Source organism: Burkholderia cepacia, assembly GCF_001039005.1.
Taxonomy (GTDB): Bacteria; Pseudomonadota; Gammaproteobacteria; order Burkholderiales; family Burkholderiaceae; genus Burkholderia; species Burkholderia theae.
Window position 1 is genome coordinate 36,195 of the sequence record NZ_LDWR01000096.1, and the last position, 16,426, is coordinate 52,620.

Annotated in this window: 14 protein-coding genes; 3 read left to right on the forward strand and 11 right to left on the reverse strand. The window is 67.9% G+C overall.

Annotation, left to right across the window (positions count from 1 at the left end; all coding sequences use genetic code 11):
- Window positions 1-102: 102 nt before the first annotated feature.
- From VL15_RS37135 to VL15_RS37155, 5 genes are all read right to left on the reverse strand, one after another.
- On the reverse strand, window positions 103-1,461 hold the full coding sequence (locus VL15_RS37135; RefSeq protein WP_048251854.1) for an NtaA/DmoA family FMN-dependent monooxygenase: 1,359 nt from the start codon (window positions 1,459-1,461) through the stop codon (window positions 103-105).
- 12 nt (window positions 1,462-1,473) lie between these two features.
- Window positions 1,474-2,682: an aminotransferase class I/II-fold pyridoxal phosphate-dependent enzyme gene (locus VL15_RS37140; RefSeq protein ID WP_048251856.1), complete on the reverse strand. Its 1,209-nt coding sequence runs from the start codon at window positions 2,680-2,682 to the stop codon at window positions 1,474-1,476.
- 36 nt (window positions 2,683-2,718) lie between these two features.
- Complete coding sequence (locus VL15_RS37145; protein ID WP_048251858.1) at window positions 2,719-4,422, reverse strand: hypothetical protein; 1,704 nt, start codon at window positions 4,420-4,422, stop codon at window positions 2,719-2,721.
- 78 nt (window positions 4,423-4,500) lie between these two features.
- Complete coding sequence (locus VL15_RS37150; protein ID WP_048251859.1) at window positions 4,501-5,718, reverse strand: ATP-grasp domain-containing protein; 1,218 nt, start codon at window positions 5,716-5,718, stop codon at window positions 4,501-4,503.
- Between the two features lie 49 nt (window positions 5,719-5,767).
- Window positions 5,768-6,712 (reverse strand): hypothetical protein, encoded by a 945-nt coding sequence (locus tag VL15_RS37155; protein ID WP_048251860.1) that lies wholly within the window; start codon window positions 6,710-6,712, stop codon window positions 5,768-5,770.
- A gap of 167 nt (window positions 6,713-6,879) precedes the next feature.
- On the opposite strand from VL15_RS37155, the gene VL15_RS37160 reads away from it, so the two are divergent.
- Window positions 6,880-7,755, forward strand: a complete 876-nt coding sequence (locus tag VL15_RS37160; protein WP_048251862.1) for a LysR family transcriptional regulator — start codon at window positions 6,880-6,882, stop codon at window positions 7,753-7,755.
- A gap of 36 nt (window positions 7,756-7,791) precedes the next feature.
- Here VL15_RS37160 and VL15_RS37165 read toward each other — a convergent pair whose 3' ends face one another.
- Together VL15_RS37165 and VL15_RS37170 are read right to left on the reverse strand one after the other, a co-directional pair.
- Window positions 7,792-9,060, reverse strand: a complete 1,269-nt coding sequence (locus VL15_RS37165; protein ID WP_048251863.1) for an ATP-grasp domain-containing protein — start codon at window positions 9,058-9,060, stop codon at window positions 7,792-7,794.
- A 54-nt stretch (window positions 9,061-9,114) separates the two neighbouring features.
- Complete coding sequence (locus VL15_RS37170; RefSeq protein WP_048251864.1) at window positions 9,115-10,548, reverse strand: MFS transporter; 1,434 nt, start codon at window positions 10,546-10,548, stop codon at window positions 9,115-9,117.
- Window positions 10,549-11,003: 455 nt separating this feature from the next.
- On the opposite strand from VL15_RS37170, the gene VL15_RS37175 reads away from it, so the two are divergent.
- Together VL15_RS37175 and VL15_RS37180 are read left to right on the forward strand one after the other, a co-directional pair.
- On the forward strand, window positions 11,004-12,125 hold the full coding sequence (locus VL15_RS37175) for a TauD/TfdA family dioxygenase (protein WP_048251866.1): 1,122 nt from the start codon (window positions 11,004-11,006) through the stop codon (window positions 12,123-12,125).
- Window positions 12,126-12,228: 103 nt separating this feature from the next.
- On the forward strand, window positions 12,229-13,167 hold the full coding sequence (locus VL15_RS37180) for an ABC transporter substrate-binding protein (protein WP_048251868.1): 939 nt from the start codon (window positions 12,229-12,231) through the stop codon (window positions 13,165-13,167).
- 22 nt (window positions 13,168-13,189) lie between these two features.
- On the opposite strand, the gene VL15_RS43445 is transcribed toward VL15_RS37180, so the two are convergent.
- The 4 genes from VL15_RS43445 to VL15_RS37205 all read right to left on the reverse strand — a co-directional run bounded on the left by VL15_RS43445 (window position 13,190) and on the right by VL15_RS37205 (window position 16,410).
- The gene (locus tag VL15_RS43445) at window positions 13,190-14,080 is read right to left on the reverse strand and encodes an AidA/PixA family protein (protein ID WP_080971080.1); all 891 of its coding nucleotides are present in this window, start codon (window positions 14,078-14,080) and stop codon (window positions 13,190-13,192) included.
- Window positions 14,081-14,145: 65 nt separating this feature from the next.
- Entirely contained in the window at window positions 14,146-14,649 is a 504-nt protein-coding gene (locus tag VL15_RS37195; protein WP_048251869.1) for an inclusion body family protein, read from the reverse strand.
- Between the two features lie 317 nt (window positions 14,650-14,966).
- A complete protein-coding gene (locus tag VL15_RS37200; RefSeq protein WP_048251943.1) occupies window positions 14,967-15,350 on the reverse strand; it encodes a GtrA family protein in 384 nt (127 codons plus the stop codon).
- 16 nt (window positions 15,351-15,366) lie between these two features.
- Window positions 15,367-16,410 (reverse strand): glycosyltransferase family 2 protein, encoded by a 1,044-nt coding sequence (locus tag VL15_RS37205; protein WP_048251871.1) that lies wholly within the window; start codon window positions 16,408-16,410, stop codon window positions 15,367-15,369.
- Between the last annotated feature and the right edge of the window lie 16 nt (window positions 16,411-16,426).

Consider the following 16,426-nt stretch of genomic DNA (forward strand, 5'->3'; position numbering starts at 1 on the left):
TCGATTGTATATTTTTGCCGCGCAAGACGACATTCGCGCCGATAACGCCTCGCGACGCTTCAGCGCGGAACGGGCGGCCCGCCCGCCAGCCGGATCAGGCGATCACCACCGGTAACGCGCTGCAGCATGATTGTCCGGCACCCGCGCCGCGGCACCGAACAGCTTTTCCCGGAACGACCCCGGCGCATAGGCAGCCGGGTAGCGCTGGCGACGCGTCAGTTCGGGAACGAGCAGGCTGGCGATCTGCCGGTAGGAATCCGGCAGCGTCAGGTACGGGACATTGAGCCCGTCGATGCCGGTCGTGTCGAACCAGTGTTCGAGCGCGTCGGCGACCGTGCGCGGACTACCGGACAGCACCGGGCCGAGACCGCCGAGGCCGGCCCAGTCGATCACGCGATCGACGGTCCAGCCGGACCCGTCGGCCTGCGCGAACTGGGTCGCGAGCGACTGGATCGCGCGGTTGTCGAACGTCGTCAATGGCGCCGCGCCATCGAGTGCCGCGAAGTCGATGCCGAGCCAGCCGGACAGCAGCGCCCGCACGGCGTCGCGATCGACGTGACGGCGGTAATCGGCGAGCGTCGCGGCGGCGAGCGCGTCGGTTTCGGCGACGACGATCGCCGCCTGCGCATAGATGCGGACCGCGTCGCGCGGCCGGCCCGCCTGTTCGGTGCGGTCGCGGATCGCGTCGACGAGCTGCGCGAGTCGTTCCGGTGAATGTGCCACCACGAACGCGCATTCGGCGTGCTGCGCGCAGAAGCGGATGCCGCGCGGCGATGCGCCGGCCTGGAACAGCAGCGGTGTGCGTTGCGGCGACGGTTCGCTCAGGTGAATGCCGGACACGTTGAAGTGCCGGCCCGCATGCGCGACGGCGCGCACGCGGGCGGCATCGGCATAACGACCGGCAGCCGCGTCGCGCAGCACCGCGTCGTCGCGCCAGCTGCCTTCCCATAACTGGTAGCAGACCGACAGGTATTCGTCGGCGTAGTCGTAGCGCAGGTCGTGGTCGGCCAGCTCGGGACGGCCGAGGCTGTCGAGCGCGCCGGGCAGGTAGGACGTGACGATGTTCCAGGCCACGCGGCCGCGCGTCAGGTGGTCTAGCGTCGAGATGCGGCGCGCGAACACGTAAGGGTGTTCGGCGAACACCGACGACGTGAAGCCGAAGCACAGGTTCTCGGTGACGGTGGAGAGGCCGGCGATCACCGGGAGCGGATCGTTGACGGGCAGTTGCGCGGCCGATTCGATCGATCGCGCGAGGCCGTCGCCGTGCGCCGCATGGGGGCCGAGCACGTCGGCGAAGAAAATCGCGTCGAAGCGGGCGGCTTCCAGCAGGCGGCCGAGCGCGAGCCAGTGCGCCATGTCGAGATAGTCGCGCGAACGGTCGTCGCGATGCGTCCACATCCCGGGCGCGAGGTGGGTCGGGCTGTTCAGCAGGAACGCGTTGAAGCGGATCGGCTTGCGCATCCGTGTCGTCCGTTACGCGCAGATCGGCGTGAGTGCGTCGACGCTCGCGCAGAATGCGTCGAGCTCGTCGTCGGTCATGTCCGCGCGGAGCGTGACGCGTACGGCCGGGCTGTCTTGCGGCACTACGGGAAAGAACACCGGCGACGTGAGAAAACCGCGCTCGAGCAGCGTGGCGGCCATCCGGTTCGCGAATTCGGCATCGCCGCAGCGGAGCAGCCGGATCGGCGACGCGCTGCCGTGCTGCGCGGTCGAGAGCGCGGCGTCGAAGCGGCGCAGGTTGTGCTGCAGCCGCGCCTGCAACGCGGGCAGCTCGGGTGACTGATGGATGTCGAGCGACGCGAGGCCGGCGCCGATCGCGGCCGCATTCAGGCTCTGCGACCAGTTGGCGGGGCCGCCGTAACGGTCGATCAGGTTGCGCGTGCCGGCGTCGCGATACAGGAGCACGCCGCCGCTCGCACCGAATGCCTTGGCCAGCGACGCGACGACGAACACGCGTTCGGGCAATTCGCTCAGCACCGCATGGACCAGCCCACGGCCGAGCGGGCCGATCGCACTCAGTGCGTGGGAATCGTCGTAGTACACCAGCATCCCGTACTTCTGCTGCAATGCGATCACGTCGGCGACCGGCGACACGCCGCCCATGCTGTAGAACGAATCGGCAATGTAGGCGACCTGCCGGTGCTGGCGGCACAGCGACTCCAGATGATCGAGGTCGTTGTGCGCGATGGTCAGCACGTCGGTTTCGTCCGCGCAAGCGGGTTTCGCGTGGTTCATCGAGTAATGCGCGAAACGGTCGAAGGCCATCACCGGCCGCACGCCGTCGCTCAGCAGGCCGGCCGCCATCAGCGGCAGCACGCCGGTGCTCGCGGCGCTGCACGACAGCGCGACGCTGGCCGTCGCGCCGAAGTGCGCGCCGAGCGCCTGCTCGTAGCGGTCGAGGATCGCGAGCTTGCAGCGGTTGCGCGAGTTGGCGATCCGCAGCGTGCGCGTCGCGCGCAACGCGTTCATCGCGCCTTCGAGGATGCGCTCGTCGTAGTCGAGGCCCAGATACGACGTCGTGCAGAAATGCGCGAACTGCCGGCCGTGCGCGTCGTGCAGCCGGTTGCGGCCGGACACGGTCGCGTTGATGCCGGCGAGGCCGATGCGCTGCGCATCGTCCCATTCGCCGTGCGAGCGCGCGACGACCTTCTGCAGATTGGTGTGGCGATTCCGCTGTTCCATGCCGGGTCTCCGGTGTGAGGAAGGGGCGCGTGCAGGTCAGCCGAGCAGGCCGGCCCAGTACAGGCCGGCGGCCAGTTCGACCGCGCGCGTTTGCGTCGTATGGGCCAGCCGGAACGCGTCGCCCTCGATGGTTTCGTCGGGAAACTCGGTGATGAGCGTGAACGGCACGGTCGAGCGGTGATCCTCGAGCACATGACACGGAATGCCGTTGATGCGCGGGAACGGCAGGTCGCCCGCATGTGCGTGCCACGCATGGAGTTGCCGTTCGTTGAATGCCACGAGTTCGTCCGATTGCGACAGCGCGTGGGTCAGCGCATCGAGGAACGGCCGCCCATCGTGGCCCGCGTGGTGCCGCAGGATCAGGAAGAAACCCTTCGGAATCGACCAGAGTTCGCTGCCGCGCGGGACGTAGCCTCTGCGCGGCCGCGTCCATTCGTGCGCGGGGTAGCCGTGCAGGCTCAGGTGCAGCCGCGCGCCGGTGCGTTCGATCGCGTCGAGGCGGGCGGCTTTCTCGCCGAACGGCGGTTGCGTGCGGGCTTCGAGGTCGTCGCCGAGCGCGGTGAAGCGCGCCGCATGGGACAGATGCGTCGGATGCGTGGCGCGCAGGTGATGATGCAGCGCGGCGCCGTCCGGATTCTCGAGCGGCACGAGCGCGTAGTGCGCATCCGGGCGTGTGTTGAGCGCGTGGGCGGCCCGCAGCGCACCGACGACACCCGACGTTTCATTCGCATGCTGGCCAGCGGTGACGACGATCCCGGGCAACGCGCCGCGCACGTATATGCCGTTTACGCCGCGGCCCTGGTGAGAAGTGACGGCGAACCGCTCGCCCGGCAGCGCGTCGAGCGCGCGGGCGACGTCGGGCGGCGACAGCGGTCGGTCGACCGCCGCGAGCGCGGCCGGCGACGCGAGCGTGTCGCCCGAGGCGGCGTCGGTTTCCGCCGTATCCGCGCGGACATGCGTTTCAAGCGTGATGCGCAGCGTTGTATCGCCTTGCGTGCGAACGATCTCGGGCACGATCTGGCCGGATTGCAACGTGCGGTCGGATGCGTCGCGGCCCGCATGCGCGTGGAAGAATTCGGCCGCACCGTAATAGGCGTCCTCGGTCCACGCTTCGAGCGTGCTGACGAGTTCCTCGCCATACGGCAGCGTACGTTCGATGCCCGAGGTGGCGATCGCGATCCGCAGGATGTCGAAGAATGGCGCGTTGTCCGGCCATGGATGCGCGCGCAGCGCGTCCAGCGTCGCGGCCGCGGCGGCCTCGAATTCGGTGACGAGCGGCGCGTCCTCGATCAGCGTGTCGCCGTGCCATGCTCGTAACCAGCCGCACGGCGACGCGGTCGCGTCGTTGGGCGCGAAGATGCGATGCGTTACTCCGTCGGCTTCGACGACATAGTGCGCGGGATCGTCGCCGGGCTCGAACGCGAACTCGAGCGGCGCGAGCCAGCCCGCGAGCGGATACGCTTCGAGCCGGAACCGCTGGTGTGCGCCGGCGGGCGTGCGGACCACGATCCGGTCGGTGCGCGGTGGCGCGAATTCCTCGATGAAGAAATGCAGCAGCGGCTTGTACGCGCTGCGCAACACCGCGTCGATGCCGCGTGCGGCGAGCGTGCGTTCGGCATCGCGGCGCGCCGTTTCGTCTTCGAACAGCCAGGCCTCGATGCGGGTCGCGGTGCCGGCCGTGAAGCGGTCGGTCAACGTGCGCAGCGTGCGCGGATACACGGCAGAAAAAAGCGTCGTCATGGTGAAGGAAGGCGGGGACGGGTCGGGAAATCGATCGGCGCGCGCCGGCGCCGGTCGTGTCGAAGGTGGGTCGTGACGTCAGCCGGAAACGGTCGGCCGCGCGACAGGGTCGCCATGGGTCGACGCACCGGGATGCCCGGGCGTCCCGTGCGCACGATGCGCGGCCGGCAGCGCGACACGCACATACAGAAACGCGCGCCGTTCGCGATCGGGCAGCACTTGCGGTCCGTAGCTGATCGTGACCGCGCCATCGTCGATCTCGCCGGCCTGCGCGAAACGCCACGCGCCGGGATCGCTGTCGAGCAGGAATTCGGCGCGGGCATACGCGTGCGGCTCGAACAGCTCGGGGATCGTCACCGCGCGTCCGTCGAGCTTGTCGAGCAACGCGTCGACCACGTTGAAGCCGTATCCGTCGCGCACGATGTCGCAGATGAAGCTGCCCGCGATGCGCGGATTCAGTTCGATTACGTGCGGCACGCCGTCGTGCACGATGCAGTCCAGGTGCACGGGCCCCCACGTGAGCCCGGCGGCCGCGGTCGCACGCGTGCCGACGTCGATCAGCGCGCGCAGCGTGTCGGCATCGAGATCGAGTTCGGACGTATAACCGCGTTCGAGAAAACCGGCGCCATGGCGCTTCAGCTTGCGCAGTGCGCCGACATAACGACCGTCGAAATACTCGACGCAGTATTCGCTGCCGCTCAGGAATTCCTCGATGACGACGCGCTCGGTCGCGAGCGACGGCGTATCGGCTTGCGCGGCGGCGAGCGCGTCGAGCTGCGCGCGGACTTCGGCGATGTCCTCGCAGCGCCGCACGCCATCGCTCGCCGAGCCTTCCGACGGCTTGACGACGACCGGAAAGCGCAACGGGTCGGCCGCGGCCGCGAGCGCCGCCGGCGCGGCCAGCGTGCCCGAGACGAATTGCGCGGCCGGGATGCCGTGCGCGGCGAGCAACGCTTTCTGGTTCGACTTCGACACGGCGTGCGCGACCTGCCGCGCATCGGGGCCGGGCAGGCCGAGTGCGTCGGCGACCCACGCGGCGGTGCGCGCATAGGTGTCGTGCGCGGTCGTCACGCGCAGCGTGTCGAGCTCGCCGGCGAAGCGCGTGCGCAGCCAATTGGCGAGCTGACCGGCGTCGGGCGCGAGGTTGACCGTCTCGACGCCGTCGGGAAACACGCCGTCGAGACGATGGCCGGGCGCGGTGATGACGGTCACGGCCACCTGCCGCGCGAGCGCGGCGCGCACGAGGGCCACGCTGCTGCCGGTGGCGCGGGCGCCGATCACGATGAGTCGCTTCATGCTGGATCCTTGATCGAGGACGGAAGAATGGCGCCGCTTCACGCGCCGGCTAACGCGCACGCCGACGCAGGCGTTGCGCTTCGAGGCGCGGCAGCAGGTGTTGCACCACGCGCGGCAGCGTATAGATCGGCAACTGCGCGCACGTGAACACGAGCGCCATGGTCGGCGTCGCGGCGAGCCCGAGCGCGGCCCACATCAGGCCGACGTTGCGATTGGCGACGATCAGCGCGACATTGAGCCGGGTGCGGACGTCGCCGGGCGTGAGCCCGTACGCGATGATCTGGAAACCCGCGTTGACCGCGAACGCCAGCGCGATCGCGGTCAATGCGCGCTGTGGCGCGTCGATGATCGATTGCTGCATGCCGGCCATCGTGCCGAGCGCGAACACCAGCAGCGCGACGACGACGATCGCGTCGATGGGCGTCGCATAACGATCGAGCCGCGCACCCGCAAACCGCCGCACGAGCAGCGCGACGCCCTCGGCGCTGCCGATCAGCAGCGCGAGCCGCAATGCAAGGCTCACAGGCGAGATCGCCACGGCCGCATCGTGGCTGAACCAGGCCGTCAGTAGCGGCGCGGTGAGCGGGACGAACGCCATCGACGCGAGGGTCGCGACGAGCGCGACGCTCGCGTCGAGCGACAGCATGCGCGCGATCGTCGACGTGCCGCTCGACGGCGGCGCGCAATACGCGATCACCAGCGCGACGACCCAGTCGTACGGCAGGCCGGCGAGCCGTGCGGTAATGCCGAGCGCGACCGGGCACGCGATCATCGTCGCGGCGGGCAGCAGCAGCGACACGGCCGGCCGCCGCGCGACCGCGCGCACGGCGCTGGGCTCGACGCGCAGCAGCGTGCCGAGCACGAACAGGAACACGGTGACGGGCATCAGCGGCCGCGCGAGAGCCGCGAGCGGCGGAACCAGCAGCCCGAGGCCGACGCCGCATGCGAGCACGGTCGGCCCGCGCCGCACCGTCGCGGCGATCAGCGCGCGCACGGGCGAGCCTCGGGCCGGCGGCAAGCGGACATGAAACCGGAGCAGACAGCGGATGACATGCGGATTCCTCGGAATAGGGCCGGCCAGCATCGAATGTTGCCTAGGCTAATCCGGATGATGTGCGAAGTAAAATGATATAAACTGAATCGGTAACAAGAGAAAGTGATATGAACATACCTCTGCTCGAAACCTTCCGGGCCGTCGTGCAGGAAGGCAGCGCGTTGCGCGCGGCCGAACGGCTGGGCTGCACGCAGTCGAACGTGACCGCGCGGCTGCGTCAGCTCGAAGAGTCGCTCGACGCGCCGCTGTTCGACCGGCACGGCAAGCGGCTGGTGCTGAACGATGCCGGGCGCCGGCTGATTCCGTATTGCGACCGCATCCTGCGTCTCGTCGACGAAGCGACGCAGGTGGTGCGCGAGACGCCGGTCGCGCGCAGCTTCCGGCTCGGGTCGATGGAAAGCACGGCGGCCACGCGGCTGCCGGCGCTGGCCGCCGCCTTGAAGGAACGCGATCCGGCGCTCGGTCTCGCGGTGCAGATCGGCAGCGAGCCGGAACTGGCCGACGCGCTGCTGCGCGGCCGGATCGACGCGGCGCTCACCGCGCGCGCGGTCGTCCGGCCCGGGCTGCGCTACGAACCCGCGTTCGCCGAGGACATGGTGCTGGTGAGCGCGGCCACGGTCACGCGCCGGCAACTGCTGGCCGACACCACGGTGCGGCTGCTGGCGTTTCACGACGGCTGCCCGTATCGCGCGGTCGCGGAGCACTGGCTGAAGGCGCGCGGTTTCGCGATCGAATCGGTGGCGTCGTTCGGCACGTTCGGCGCGATCCTCGGATGCGTGGCGGCCGGCATGGGCGTCGCGATCCTGCCGAAGCGGATCACGGCCGAGCACGTGGCGCGCAAGGAGCTGCGCGCGCATGCGTTCGACGATCTCGACAGCGTGACGACCTATCTCGTCACGCCCGAAGAAGCGCCCGCGCTGCCCGAACTCGATGCATTGCGCGCGGTGCTGGGCCGGCAGGCGGGGGCGCTGCTCGCGCGCTAGTCGGCAGCGCCGGCAGCGCCGGCAACGCCCGCTACGCTACGCCGGTGCGATCGCGCGTTCGTCCGCGAAGAAATCGGCCTCGATTTCGCGGATGCGCCGGCAATCCTCGAGCAGCCGCTCGAACGTCGGGCTGTAGAGGCCGACCGTGCCGAGCGCCGTCTTCAGGTCGGTGGTCACGCGCAGCGTGTCGCCCACCTTGATCCATTGCTTGAGCCCGACGAACGACGGCAGCGCCTGGATCGCCTGCCATGTGAAGTCCTGCGCGAGCACGCCGTTGCGCGACGACAGCAGCAGCACGTGCCCGCAGTAGCCGCGGAAATCCGTCGGCGCGGCGGTTTCGCCGAACAGCCGCTCCGGATGCAGCACGGCTTCGACCGCGGCCGACACGTGATTCTCGCCGCTGACCGCGCTGGTCAGCCGCGGATCGAGGCTGCCGTGCAGCCGCGCGTTCAGTTCGACGATCGTCGGGCCGTCGGCGGTATCGAACAGCTCGAGATGGGTCGGCCCGTAGCGCACGTCGAGCGCGTCGAGCACGTCGGCCGCGTAATCGAGCAGCGGCGCGTAGCGCGGGTCGGCGTGGTTCAGCACCAACATCTTGTCGAGGCGCGGCGCGTGCGTGCGGTCGCGGTGCACTTCCCACAGGCTGACCACCCGATGTCGGCCTTCGAACGACACCGAGTCGACGATGTATTCCTGCCCCTCGGAATAACTCTGGATCACGATGTCGTCGTTCGGCTGGTTGTACAGCGAACGGGTGGCCAGCACGTCGCGCGCGGCGTCCTCGACCTGTGCGAGCGTCCGGCAGATCTTCACGCCGGCCACGCCCGCGCTGCGCGCCGGCTTCACGACGAGCGGCAGCGTGCCGTGCGCGCGCGCCCATTCGAGCGCTTCGTCGACCGACGTGCTGTGGAAGTGCGCCGGCGCGCGCAGGCCGGCCTGGCGGATGCGCTCGTTCATCACGAACTTGTCGCGCCGCGCGGCCGACGTCGCGAGGTTGTTGCGGTACGGCACGTCGAGCCGCTCGGCCAGCGTGTCGGCCAGCTCCAGCGCCGCGTCCAGGCCGTGCAGCACAGCGCCGATCCGCAGGTCGCTCAGTTGCGCGAGCGTCGCGTCGATGTCGCCGCGATGCTGGACCTGGCGGATGTAGTCGGACGGGACGAACTGGTTCCAGTAGATGTCCGGCAAATCGGGGTCGCTGATCACGTGCGCGCAACGGATGCCGTACGCGCGAAATGCGGGCGCCAGATAGGCGGCGGTCGACGCGCCGTCGACGATCAGGACGGTATCGATGAAACGATGCTGCATGGATTCCTCGCTCGGCTGTGGGATCGGTTGAAAGAGGGGGCGGGCAGCGCGTGCTCAGGCCCGCGTGCCGGCGTTCGGCGCATCGCCCGGCCAGCGTGCGGCCAACACGATGCAGACGGCGACGAGGACGGCCGCGACGGCGAACGCGCGCGCCGCGCCGGCCACGATCGCCGTGCCCTGGCCCGCGACCAGCGCACCGAGCGCCGCGACGCCGACGGCGGCGCCGACCTGGCGCGCGGTATTGAGGATCGCGGACGCGGTGCCTGAGCGGCCGGCCTCGACGCTGCCGAGCATCGTCGACGTCAGCGCGGGAATCGCGATGCCGCCGCCGATCGCCATCGCCGCGAGCCCCGGCGCCAGCAGCGCATACGGCGTGTGCGCGGCGAGCGTTTGCCACAGCCACACGTAACCCGCGAGCGACACGGCGAGGCCGACGATCACGGTCGTGCGGAACCCGTACCGGACGGCGAGGCGCGCACTCGCGATATTGGCGAGCATGATGATCGTGAGCGGCGCGAGCGCGAGCCCCGATTCGGTCGCGGTGAAGCCGCGCGCGTTCTGGAAATAGAGGCTCAGCGAAAAGATCAGCCCGTAGAACGCGGCATTCGTGACCGCGCCGATCGCGAGCGTGCCCGGCACGCGTGCGATCCGGAAGAACGCAAGCTGCAGCATCGGCGCGGCCACGCGCCGCTCGATCGCGACGAACAGCGCGCCGAGCACGACCGACGCGGCCAGCGCGCCGGCCGCATACGGGTCGCCCAGTCCGTGCGCGCCGGCCCGGATGATCCCGCCCGTCAGCAGCCCGAGCACGAGCACCGCGACGATCTGGCCGGCCGGGTCGAACAGCCGTGTGCGCGCGGCGGCCGAATCCCGCACGTGGCGCAGCGTGAGCCACAGCCCGAGCGCGCAGATCGGCAGGTTGATGAAGAAGATCGCGCGCCAGCCGAGCGAATCGATCAGCAGGCCGCCGAGCGTCGGCCCGGCCGCGCTGATCGCGCCGCCCGTCGCGCTCCACCATGCGATGGCCTTCACGCGCGCGGCGGCATCGTTCGCGCAAGCGTGGGTGATGAGCGCGAGCGACGTGGGCAGGATCATCGCGGCACCGACACCCTGCGCGACGCGCGCGGCGATCAGCGCCGCCAGTGACGGCGCGAGCGCGCAGCCGAGCGACGCGAGCAGGAACAGCGCGAGGCCGTACGCGAACAGCCGGCGGCTGCCGAAGCGGTCGGCCAGCGTGCCGGACGTCAGCAGCAGCGCGGCGAACGACAGCGTGTACGCGTCGACGATCCATTGCAGCCCGTGGACGCTCGATCCGAACGAATGACCGAGGCTCGGAATCGCGACGTTGACGACGGTCACGTCGAGCTGGACGATCGCGAAGCCGAGGCTCGCGGCCGCAACGGTCGGGAAGATCGCGCGCAGCGACGTGCGGTGCGGCGGCGCGGCCGCGGTGAGCGCGCTGTCGAGCGCGGGAACCTGCTCGCTCATCGCGGCTCCCGGGCTGCTTGGTGCGAGTGGAGCGCATGGTACGAGAGGCCGCATGCCGGCAACGGCACGTCGTATCCGAAGGCGCAGCGCAGCAGGCGGTATCGATTCATCTGGCGGGTTTCCGTATGGCGGAGGGAGGGAGCCGGCCGCCCGTCGAGGGCGGGCCGCATCGTCGAATCCGACAGAAAACTAGCATCGACACGCTGGCGAATACAAATAATAAGCAGCGATTTTTTAACAAGTATTCGTGTTAAGGGCCGGCGCGACCGATGCGGCATGACGCCGGTCGTGTTGCTGAACTTATATCGATTATTTTTGTTAGCAATCGATTTAATATCATTTCGCAACGCAACAGAGGTCTCCTAGTCTTGTCGAGCGCTGCGCACCGAGGACGGCAAAGCGCGGCGGTGGTGCCTAACCGCTCTTCGACCCAAGATTCTTTATACGAGAGACCTATGACCTATCTCGCAGATGAACGCATCGTTTTGACGGCAGCGGAATCCGGTCACATCCGGAAGACGCTCGGCGCGCTGGCCTACGACCCGGCCGGCGGCGCCGGCTACATCAGCGCAGTACGCAAGCTCGCCTACAATGCCTTTCCGGACCGGGTCGTCGACGCATTCGACCGCGCGAAGGCACCGACCGCGGACGCGCACGGCTCGATCGAGATCGACAACCTGCCGATCGACGAGGACGTGCAGGGCAGCCCGAGGTTCGAGGAAACCGGCCGCTCGTTCAAGGCCGGCGTGCTGAGCGAGAACGTGCTGGTCGCCCTGAGCACGCTGGCCGGCGAGCCGTATTCGATCGCGCACGAAGGCCGCGAACTCGTGAACAATCTCACGCCGCACAAGGCGACCGCGCGCGACTATACGGGTCTCGGCTCGGAGGTCGAGCTTGATTTCCACATCGAGAACGCCGCGCAGGCCCACATGCCCGAAGGCGACACGTCGCCGTTCGCGTTGCTGCTGCTCGGCGTGCGCAGCGAGGCCGGCGGCGGCCCGTACACGCGGCTCGCCGATGCGCGCCGCGCGCTTCAACTGCTGTCGCCGGACGATATCGCGCTGCTCTACGGCGAGCACTTCATCATCCGCGTGCCGTACCGGTGGCGCGGCGCGGCACCGACGCCGCGCGACAACACCGACCTGAGTGCCGTGCTGTCGGGGCCGCTCGATGCGCCGCGCGTGACGGTCGCGTTCTATCCGGACATGGTGCTGGCGGTCAACACGCGTGCGCAAGAGGCGCTGGCCAACCTGTATCGCGCGGTGCGCGAGGTGTCGTTCGGGGTCCAGGTGTCGCCGGGCAAGCTGGTGCTGATCAACAACCATTTCACGCTGCATTCGCGCGACCGCTTCGATCCGCAATACGACGAGAACGATCGCGCGTTTCGCTGGGTGCAGCGCGTGTTCGTCGCGCGCAGCCTGTGGAATTTCCGCGCGTTCACGCCGTTGCAGGCGCGCGTATTCGATCCGAAAGCGCTGTATGCGGGCGAGTCGCCGGCGCAGCAGCGCCCGATACCCGTCGCGCAACCGGTGCCGCAGCGCGCGGCCGCGGCCGAACTCGAAGCCACGCCCGCATGAGCGGGCCGCGAATGCGGAGGGGGCGGCGACCTGCGCCGACCATCGCCCGGCCCCCGCTCGCGTTCGGCCAATGCATCAACGAACCGGAAGGAATCCCGACAACATGAGAAGAACAGCATTTCCCGTGGCGCGCGTCGTGCGTGTGCTGGCCGCCGTCCTGCTTGGCGGCAGCGTTGTTGCGCAGGCCGCGACGTTCGACCTGAGCCCCGAGCAGCCTGGCCGGCAGCGCGGCACCGTGAACCCGGCGGTCGAACAGGCGTTGCCGGGCGGCTTCAGGTTTGCCGAAGCAAACACGCTGACGATCGGCATCGCACCGAACCTGCCGCCGCTCAGCACTTATGCGACCGATGCGCGCACGGTGGTCGGCTTCGATCCCGATCTCGCGCAGCTCATCGCGGACAGCATCGGCCGCAAGCTGAAGATCGTGCCGCTCGCGTGGGCCGACTGGCCGCTCGCGCTGCAATCCGGCAAGGTCGACGCGGTGATCTCGAACGTGACGGTCACCGAGCAGCGCAAGGAGAAGTTCGACTTCTCGACCTATCGGCGAGATCAGCTCGGTTTCTATGTGAAGAACAACAGCCGGATCGCCGCGATCCGCGAGCCGAAGGACGTCGCGGGGCTGCGCGTAGTAACCGACTCGGGGACGAACCAGGAAAAGATCCTGCTCGAATGGAACCGGCAGAACGTCGCACGCGGCCTCGCGCCGGTCGAGATCCAGTATTACGCCGATGCGGCGGAGCGCTGGGTCGCGCTGCAATCGGGCCGCGTCGACACGATCTTCAGCGTGAATTCGATGCTCGCGTACCAGGCGTCGCTGCGCGGCGACGCGAAGCTGATCGGCACCGTGAGCGGCGGCTGGCCGCGCACCGCGGACATCGCGATCACGACGCGCAAGGGCAGCGGCCTTGCCGATCCACTGACGATCGCGATCAATGCGCTGATCGCGAACGGCAGCTACCGGAAGGTGCTCGGCCGCTGGAGTCTCGACGCCGAGTCGATCGACAAGTCGCAGATCAATCCGCCGGGGCTGCCGCGCACCTGAGTGCAATACGGCGAACGTGCGATCAGGTAATCGGCCACTGCAGGATAACGATACCGTCGTTGAAGTCGCTGTCGGCGCCGTCCTCGGACCCGAGCCAGCCGAGCCAAACCGTGTCGCCCGCGGACAGCGGCGCGAGGCGCGCATCGGTCGCGGATTTCCTGCCGTTGGCCGAGGCATCGATCCGGATCTTGCCGCCTTGCGAATTCAGCGTGAACAGCCTGACGCCGGCGTCGCTGTTGCCGATGAACGAGGCGGCCGGTTCCGGCGCATCGTCGATGAACAGTTTCAGGTCCTGCCGGTCGGCGGCATTCGCGTAGAAGAGCGCCTTGAACGCGGTATTCGGCGGCAGGTTGAAGTTGCCGTTCCGGTCCGACGACGGCTTGAAATCCGCTTGCTTCGTGTCCGGCTGGCTGCCGGCGATCTCGATCGACGTTTCCCAGCGGAAATAACCCGACACGGCGCCGTCGCGATCGAGCACGGCGAAATCGGCCGTACACGTGGTGGTGCCGGCGGCCAGTACCTCGCTGCGCCAGACATGGTCTTTCAGCGGCCGGCACGACGGATGAAGCAGGTCGTCGCCATCCGGTACCGGCGTGGTGGCGTCGCGCACTTCCGCTTCGATCGGCGCGACGATGCCCGCATCCTTCAACGCGAACCGGACGAACAACACGCTCAACTCGGCACGCAGCGCCAGCGCGGTTTCGCGCAGGTGCAACTCGTCGCCCGGCGCGAGGCCGGCAAAGAGCCGGTTGTCGTTGTGGCCGAGCTGCACGGCGTCGCCCGGGCTCAACACGTAGATGTGCCGGCCGTCGATCACGGTCGGTGCGGCCGCGTCCCGGCTCGCATCGGGGTAGGCCGACAGCAGCGTGACGGCATCGACGATCGCGAGCACATCGCAACGAAGACCAGACATGAGCACTTCCTCCGCAACAAGGAAACGACGCGGGCGACCGCAGCGCGGCCGCCCGCCTGCCGCGATCAGTTATGGATCGAGATGAACGGATCCCACGAGAAGCAGCCCTGGCTCTGGCAGTTGCGATCGATGATCTGGAATTGGAAGTGATAGGTCACGCGGCCGACCTTCAGGCATTCCGACGACCAGTAGTAGTTCGCGACCTTCTGGCACGTCGGCACTTCCGGCTTGCTGGTGTTCGGCACCGGAATCGACGCTTCCGCGACCCGCGGCGTCGGCGTCGAGATCAGTTCGTTGCCGACGTTGCCGATGAACTTGTAGAACACCACCTGGTTCTCGAAGCCCAGCGACAGGCTCGTTTCACGCCAGCGGATCAGGTCGCCGACCTGCGCCTTCAGGTCGAGTTCGCCGCCCGCCTGCCCGGAGATGACGTTGTCCTGGTTGGTCACCATATAGACATAACGCCAGTCGATCAGCGTCGGCGCGGCCGGATTCTTGCTGGGATTCGGATATTTTTTGAGAATGGTTTCGGTATCGAAAGAAACGAGCACATCGGTGACGCGTGACATAGAAGCTCCCGTTTGAAGGAATGGGACTTATTGTTGCGCGAATTTCTTCGTGCAGCGGCCATCGCCTTGTCCCGCAAGGCTCCACGCTGATTGGGGCTCGTACGGACGCGATGGCGAATGCAGGTTATCCCGTTCGATTAATTCTGGAAGCTGTGAAAGTAAACAGGGTCGTTAAAATAATTTCAGGCGGTAATTTTAATATCGGAATCAATCGAATTGATGCGTGACATAAATATCGCGACATTGAATCTGTTAATTGATTGATCGATTATTTTTCTGAAATGGGAAATGAGGCGGGACGACCGGCGACAGGCCGCTCAACGGTAGGTCCAGAGCCGATGCAGCACGAACGTCGTCGGCGGAATGAGCAGCGCGATCACGACGATGCTCATCCCGCGCGACACATCGAACGCTTCTGCGGCGCGCGCGAGCAGCAGCGTTTCGAGGAAGCCGGCCAGCGTGACCGCGAAAAAGCGCAGCGCGTTGCGCGTGCGCACCGTCGACGAGAAGCTCCACAGCGTATTCGCGAGATACGAGAACGCCGTGGCGCACAGGAACGCGACCGCATTCGCGGTCACCAGCGTCGCATCGCACATCTCGAACATCGCCGATGCGACCAGCGTGTGGATCGCGGTCGAGAACAGCCCCGACAAGCCGAAGCGCACGAGCCTCGTGCGTTCGGCATAGAGCAGGTCGATCATGGCCGTCTGCGCGCGTTCAGCGTGCGTCGATCCGCGCACGGATCGGCTGCACGCGCCGGCGTGCGATCTGGCGGCGCGCGTCGCGCGCGACCGGGAGCTCGATCACCTTGGCGTGCGCCTGGTAGCGGCGGCGGATCAGGTACACGGGCCGTTGCTTCGACTCGTCGTAGATCCGCCCGATATATTCGCCGACCACGCCGATGCCGATCAGCTCGATACCGCCGATGAACAGCGTGATCGAGATCAGCGACGCGTAACCGAGCACCGGATTGCCGAACAGCAGCGTGCGCAAGACGATGAACGAGCCGTACAGGAACGCGAGCGCAGCGATGCCGACGCCGATGTAGGTCCAGCTGCGCAGCGGCACGGTGCTGAAGCTGGTGATCCCTTCCAGCGCGAAATTCCACAGCTTCCAGCCGGAGAACTTCGAGTGTCCGGCGCTGCGCGGATCGCGCTGGTATTCGACGATCACGGTGCGGTAGCCGACCCACGCGAACAGCCCCTTCATGAAGCGGTGCCGCTCGGGCAGGCTGCGCAGCGCGTTCACGACCTTGCGATCCATCAGCCGGAAATCGCCGACGTTCTCCGGCAGCTTCACGTCCGACAGCAGGTTGTGCACGCGGTAGTAGATCGCGGCGGCGGTGCGCTTCGCGAACGAATCGCAGGCGCGGTTGCTGCGCTTCGCCGCGACGACCTCCGCGCCGTCGCGCCAGTGTTCGATCATCACCGGAATCAGGCTCGGCGGGTCCTGCAGGTCGGCGTCGAGCGGGATCACCGCGTCGCCGGCGGCTTCGTCGAGGCCGGCCGTCAGCGCCGCTTCCTTGCCGAAGTTGCGGGTGAGATCGATGACGCGCACGCGCCGCTCGCGGGTGCTGATCCGGATCAGGCGTTCGAGCGTGTCGTCGCGGCTGCCGTCGTTCACGCAGACGATCTCGAAGCGGATCGACGCGATGGCCGTCAGCAACGGAATCACGACGTCGAAGAAATGCTCGACCGCCTCGCCTTCGTTATAGAACGGCACGACCAGCGAAACGAGCGGCGTGAAGTGTGGTTCCCGCATGATGATTCCCCTTTGT

What these genes read in the sequence shown, in the direction of transcription:
- VL15_RS37145 (WP_048251858.1), bottom strand. Translation starts at nt 4,422, where the DNA reads ATGACGACGCTTTTTTCTGCCGTGTATCCGCGCACGCTGCGCACGTTG.
- VL15_RS43445 (WP_080971080.1), bottom strand. Translation starts at nt 14,080, where the DNA reads ATGTCTGGTCTTCGTTGCGATGTGCTCGCGATCGTCGATGCCGTCACG.
- VL15_RS37140 (WP_048251856.1), bottom strand. Translation starts at nt 2,682, where the DNA reads ATGGAACAGCGGAATCGCCACACCAATCTGCAGAAGGTCGTCGCGCGC.
- VL15_RS37205 (WP_048251871.1), bottom strand. Translation starts at nt 16,410, where the DNA reads ATGCGGGAACCACACTTCACGCCGCTCGTTTCGCTGGTCGTGCCGTTC.
- VL15_RS37170 (WP_048251864.1), bottom strand. Translation starts at nt 10,548, where the DNA reads ATGAGCGAGCAGGTTCCCGCGCTCGACAGCGCGCTCACCGCGGCCGCG.
- VL15_RS37150 (WP_048251859.1), bottom strand. Translation starts at nt 5,718, where the DNA reads ATGAAGCGACTCATCGTGATCGGCGCCCGCGCCACCGGCAGCAGCGTG.
- VL15_RS37135 (WP_048251854.1), bottom strand. Translation starts at nt 1,461, where the DNA reads ATGCGCAAGCCGATCCGCTTCAACGCGTTCCTGCTGAACAGCCCGACC.
- VL15_RS37165 (WP_048251863.1), bottom strand. Translation starts at nt 9,060, where the DNA reads ATGCAGCATCGTTTCATCGATACCGTCCTGATCGTCGACGGCGCGTCG.
- VL15_RS37200 (WP_048251943.1), bottom strand. Translation starts at nt 15,350, where the DNA reads ATGATCGACCTGCTCTATGCCGAACGCACGAGGCTCGTGCGCTTCGGC.
- VL15_RS37180 (WP_048251868.1), top strand. Translation starts at nt 12,229, where the DNA reads ATGAGAAGAACAGCATTTCCCGTGGCGCGCGTCGTGCGTGTGCTGGCC.
- VL15_RS37160 (WP_048251862.1), top strand. Translation starts at nt 6,880, where the DNA reads ATGAACATACCTCTGCTCGAAACCTTCCGGGCCGTCGTGCAGGAAGGC.
- VL15_RS37175 (WP_048251866.1), top strand. Translation starts at nt 11,004, where the DNA reads ATGACCTATCTCGCAGATGAACGCATCGTTTTGACGGCAGCGGAATCC.
- VL15_RS37195 (WP_048251869.1), bottom strand. Translation starts at nt 14,649, where the DNA reads ATGTCACGCGTCACCGATGTGCTCGTTTCTTTCGATACCGAAACCATT.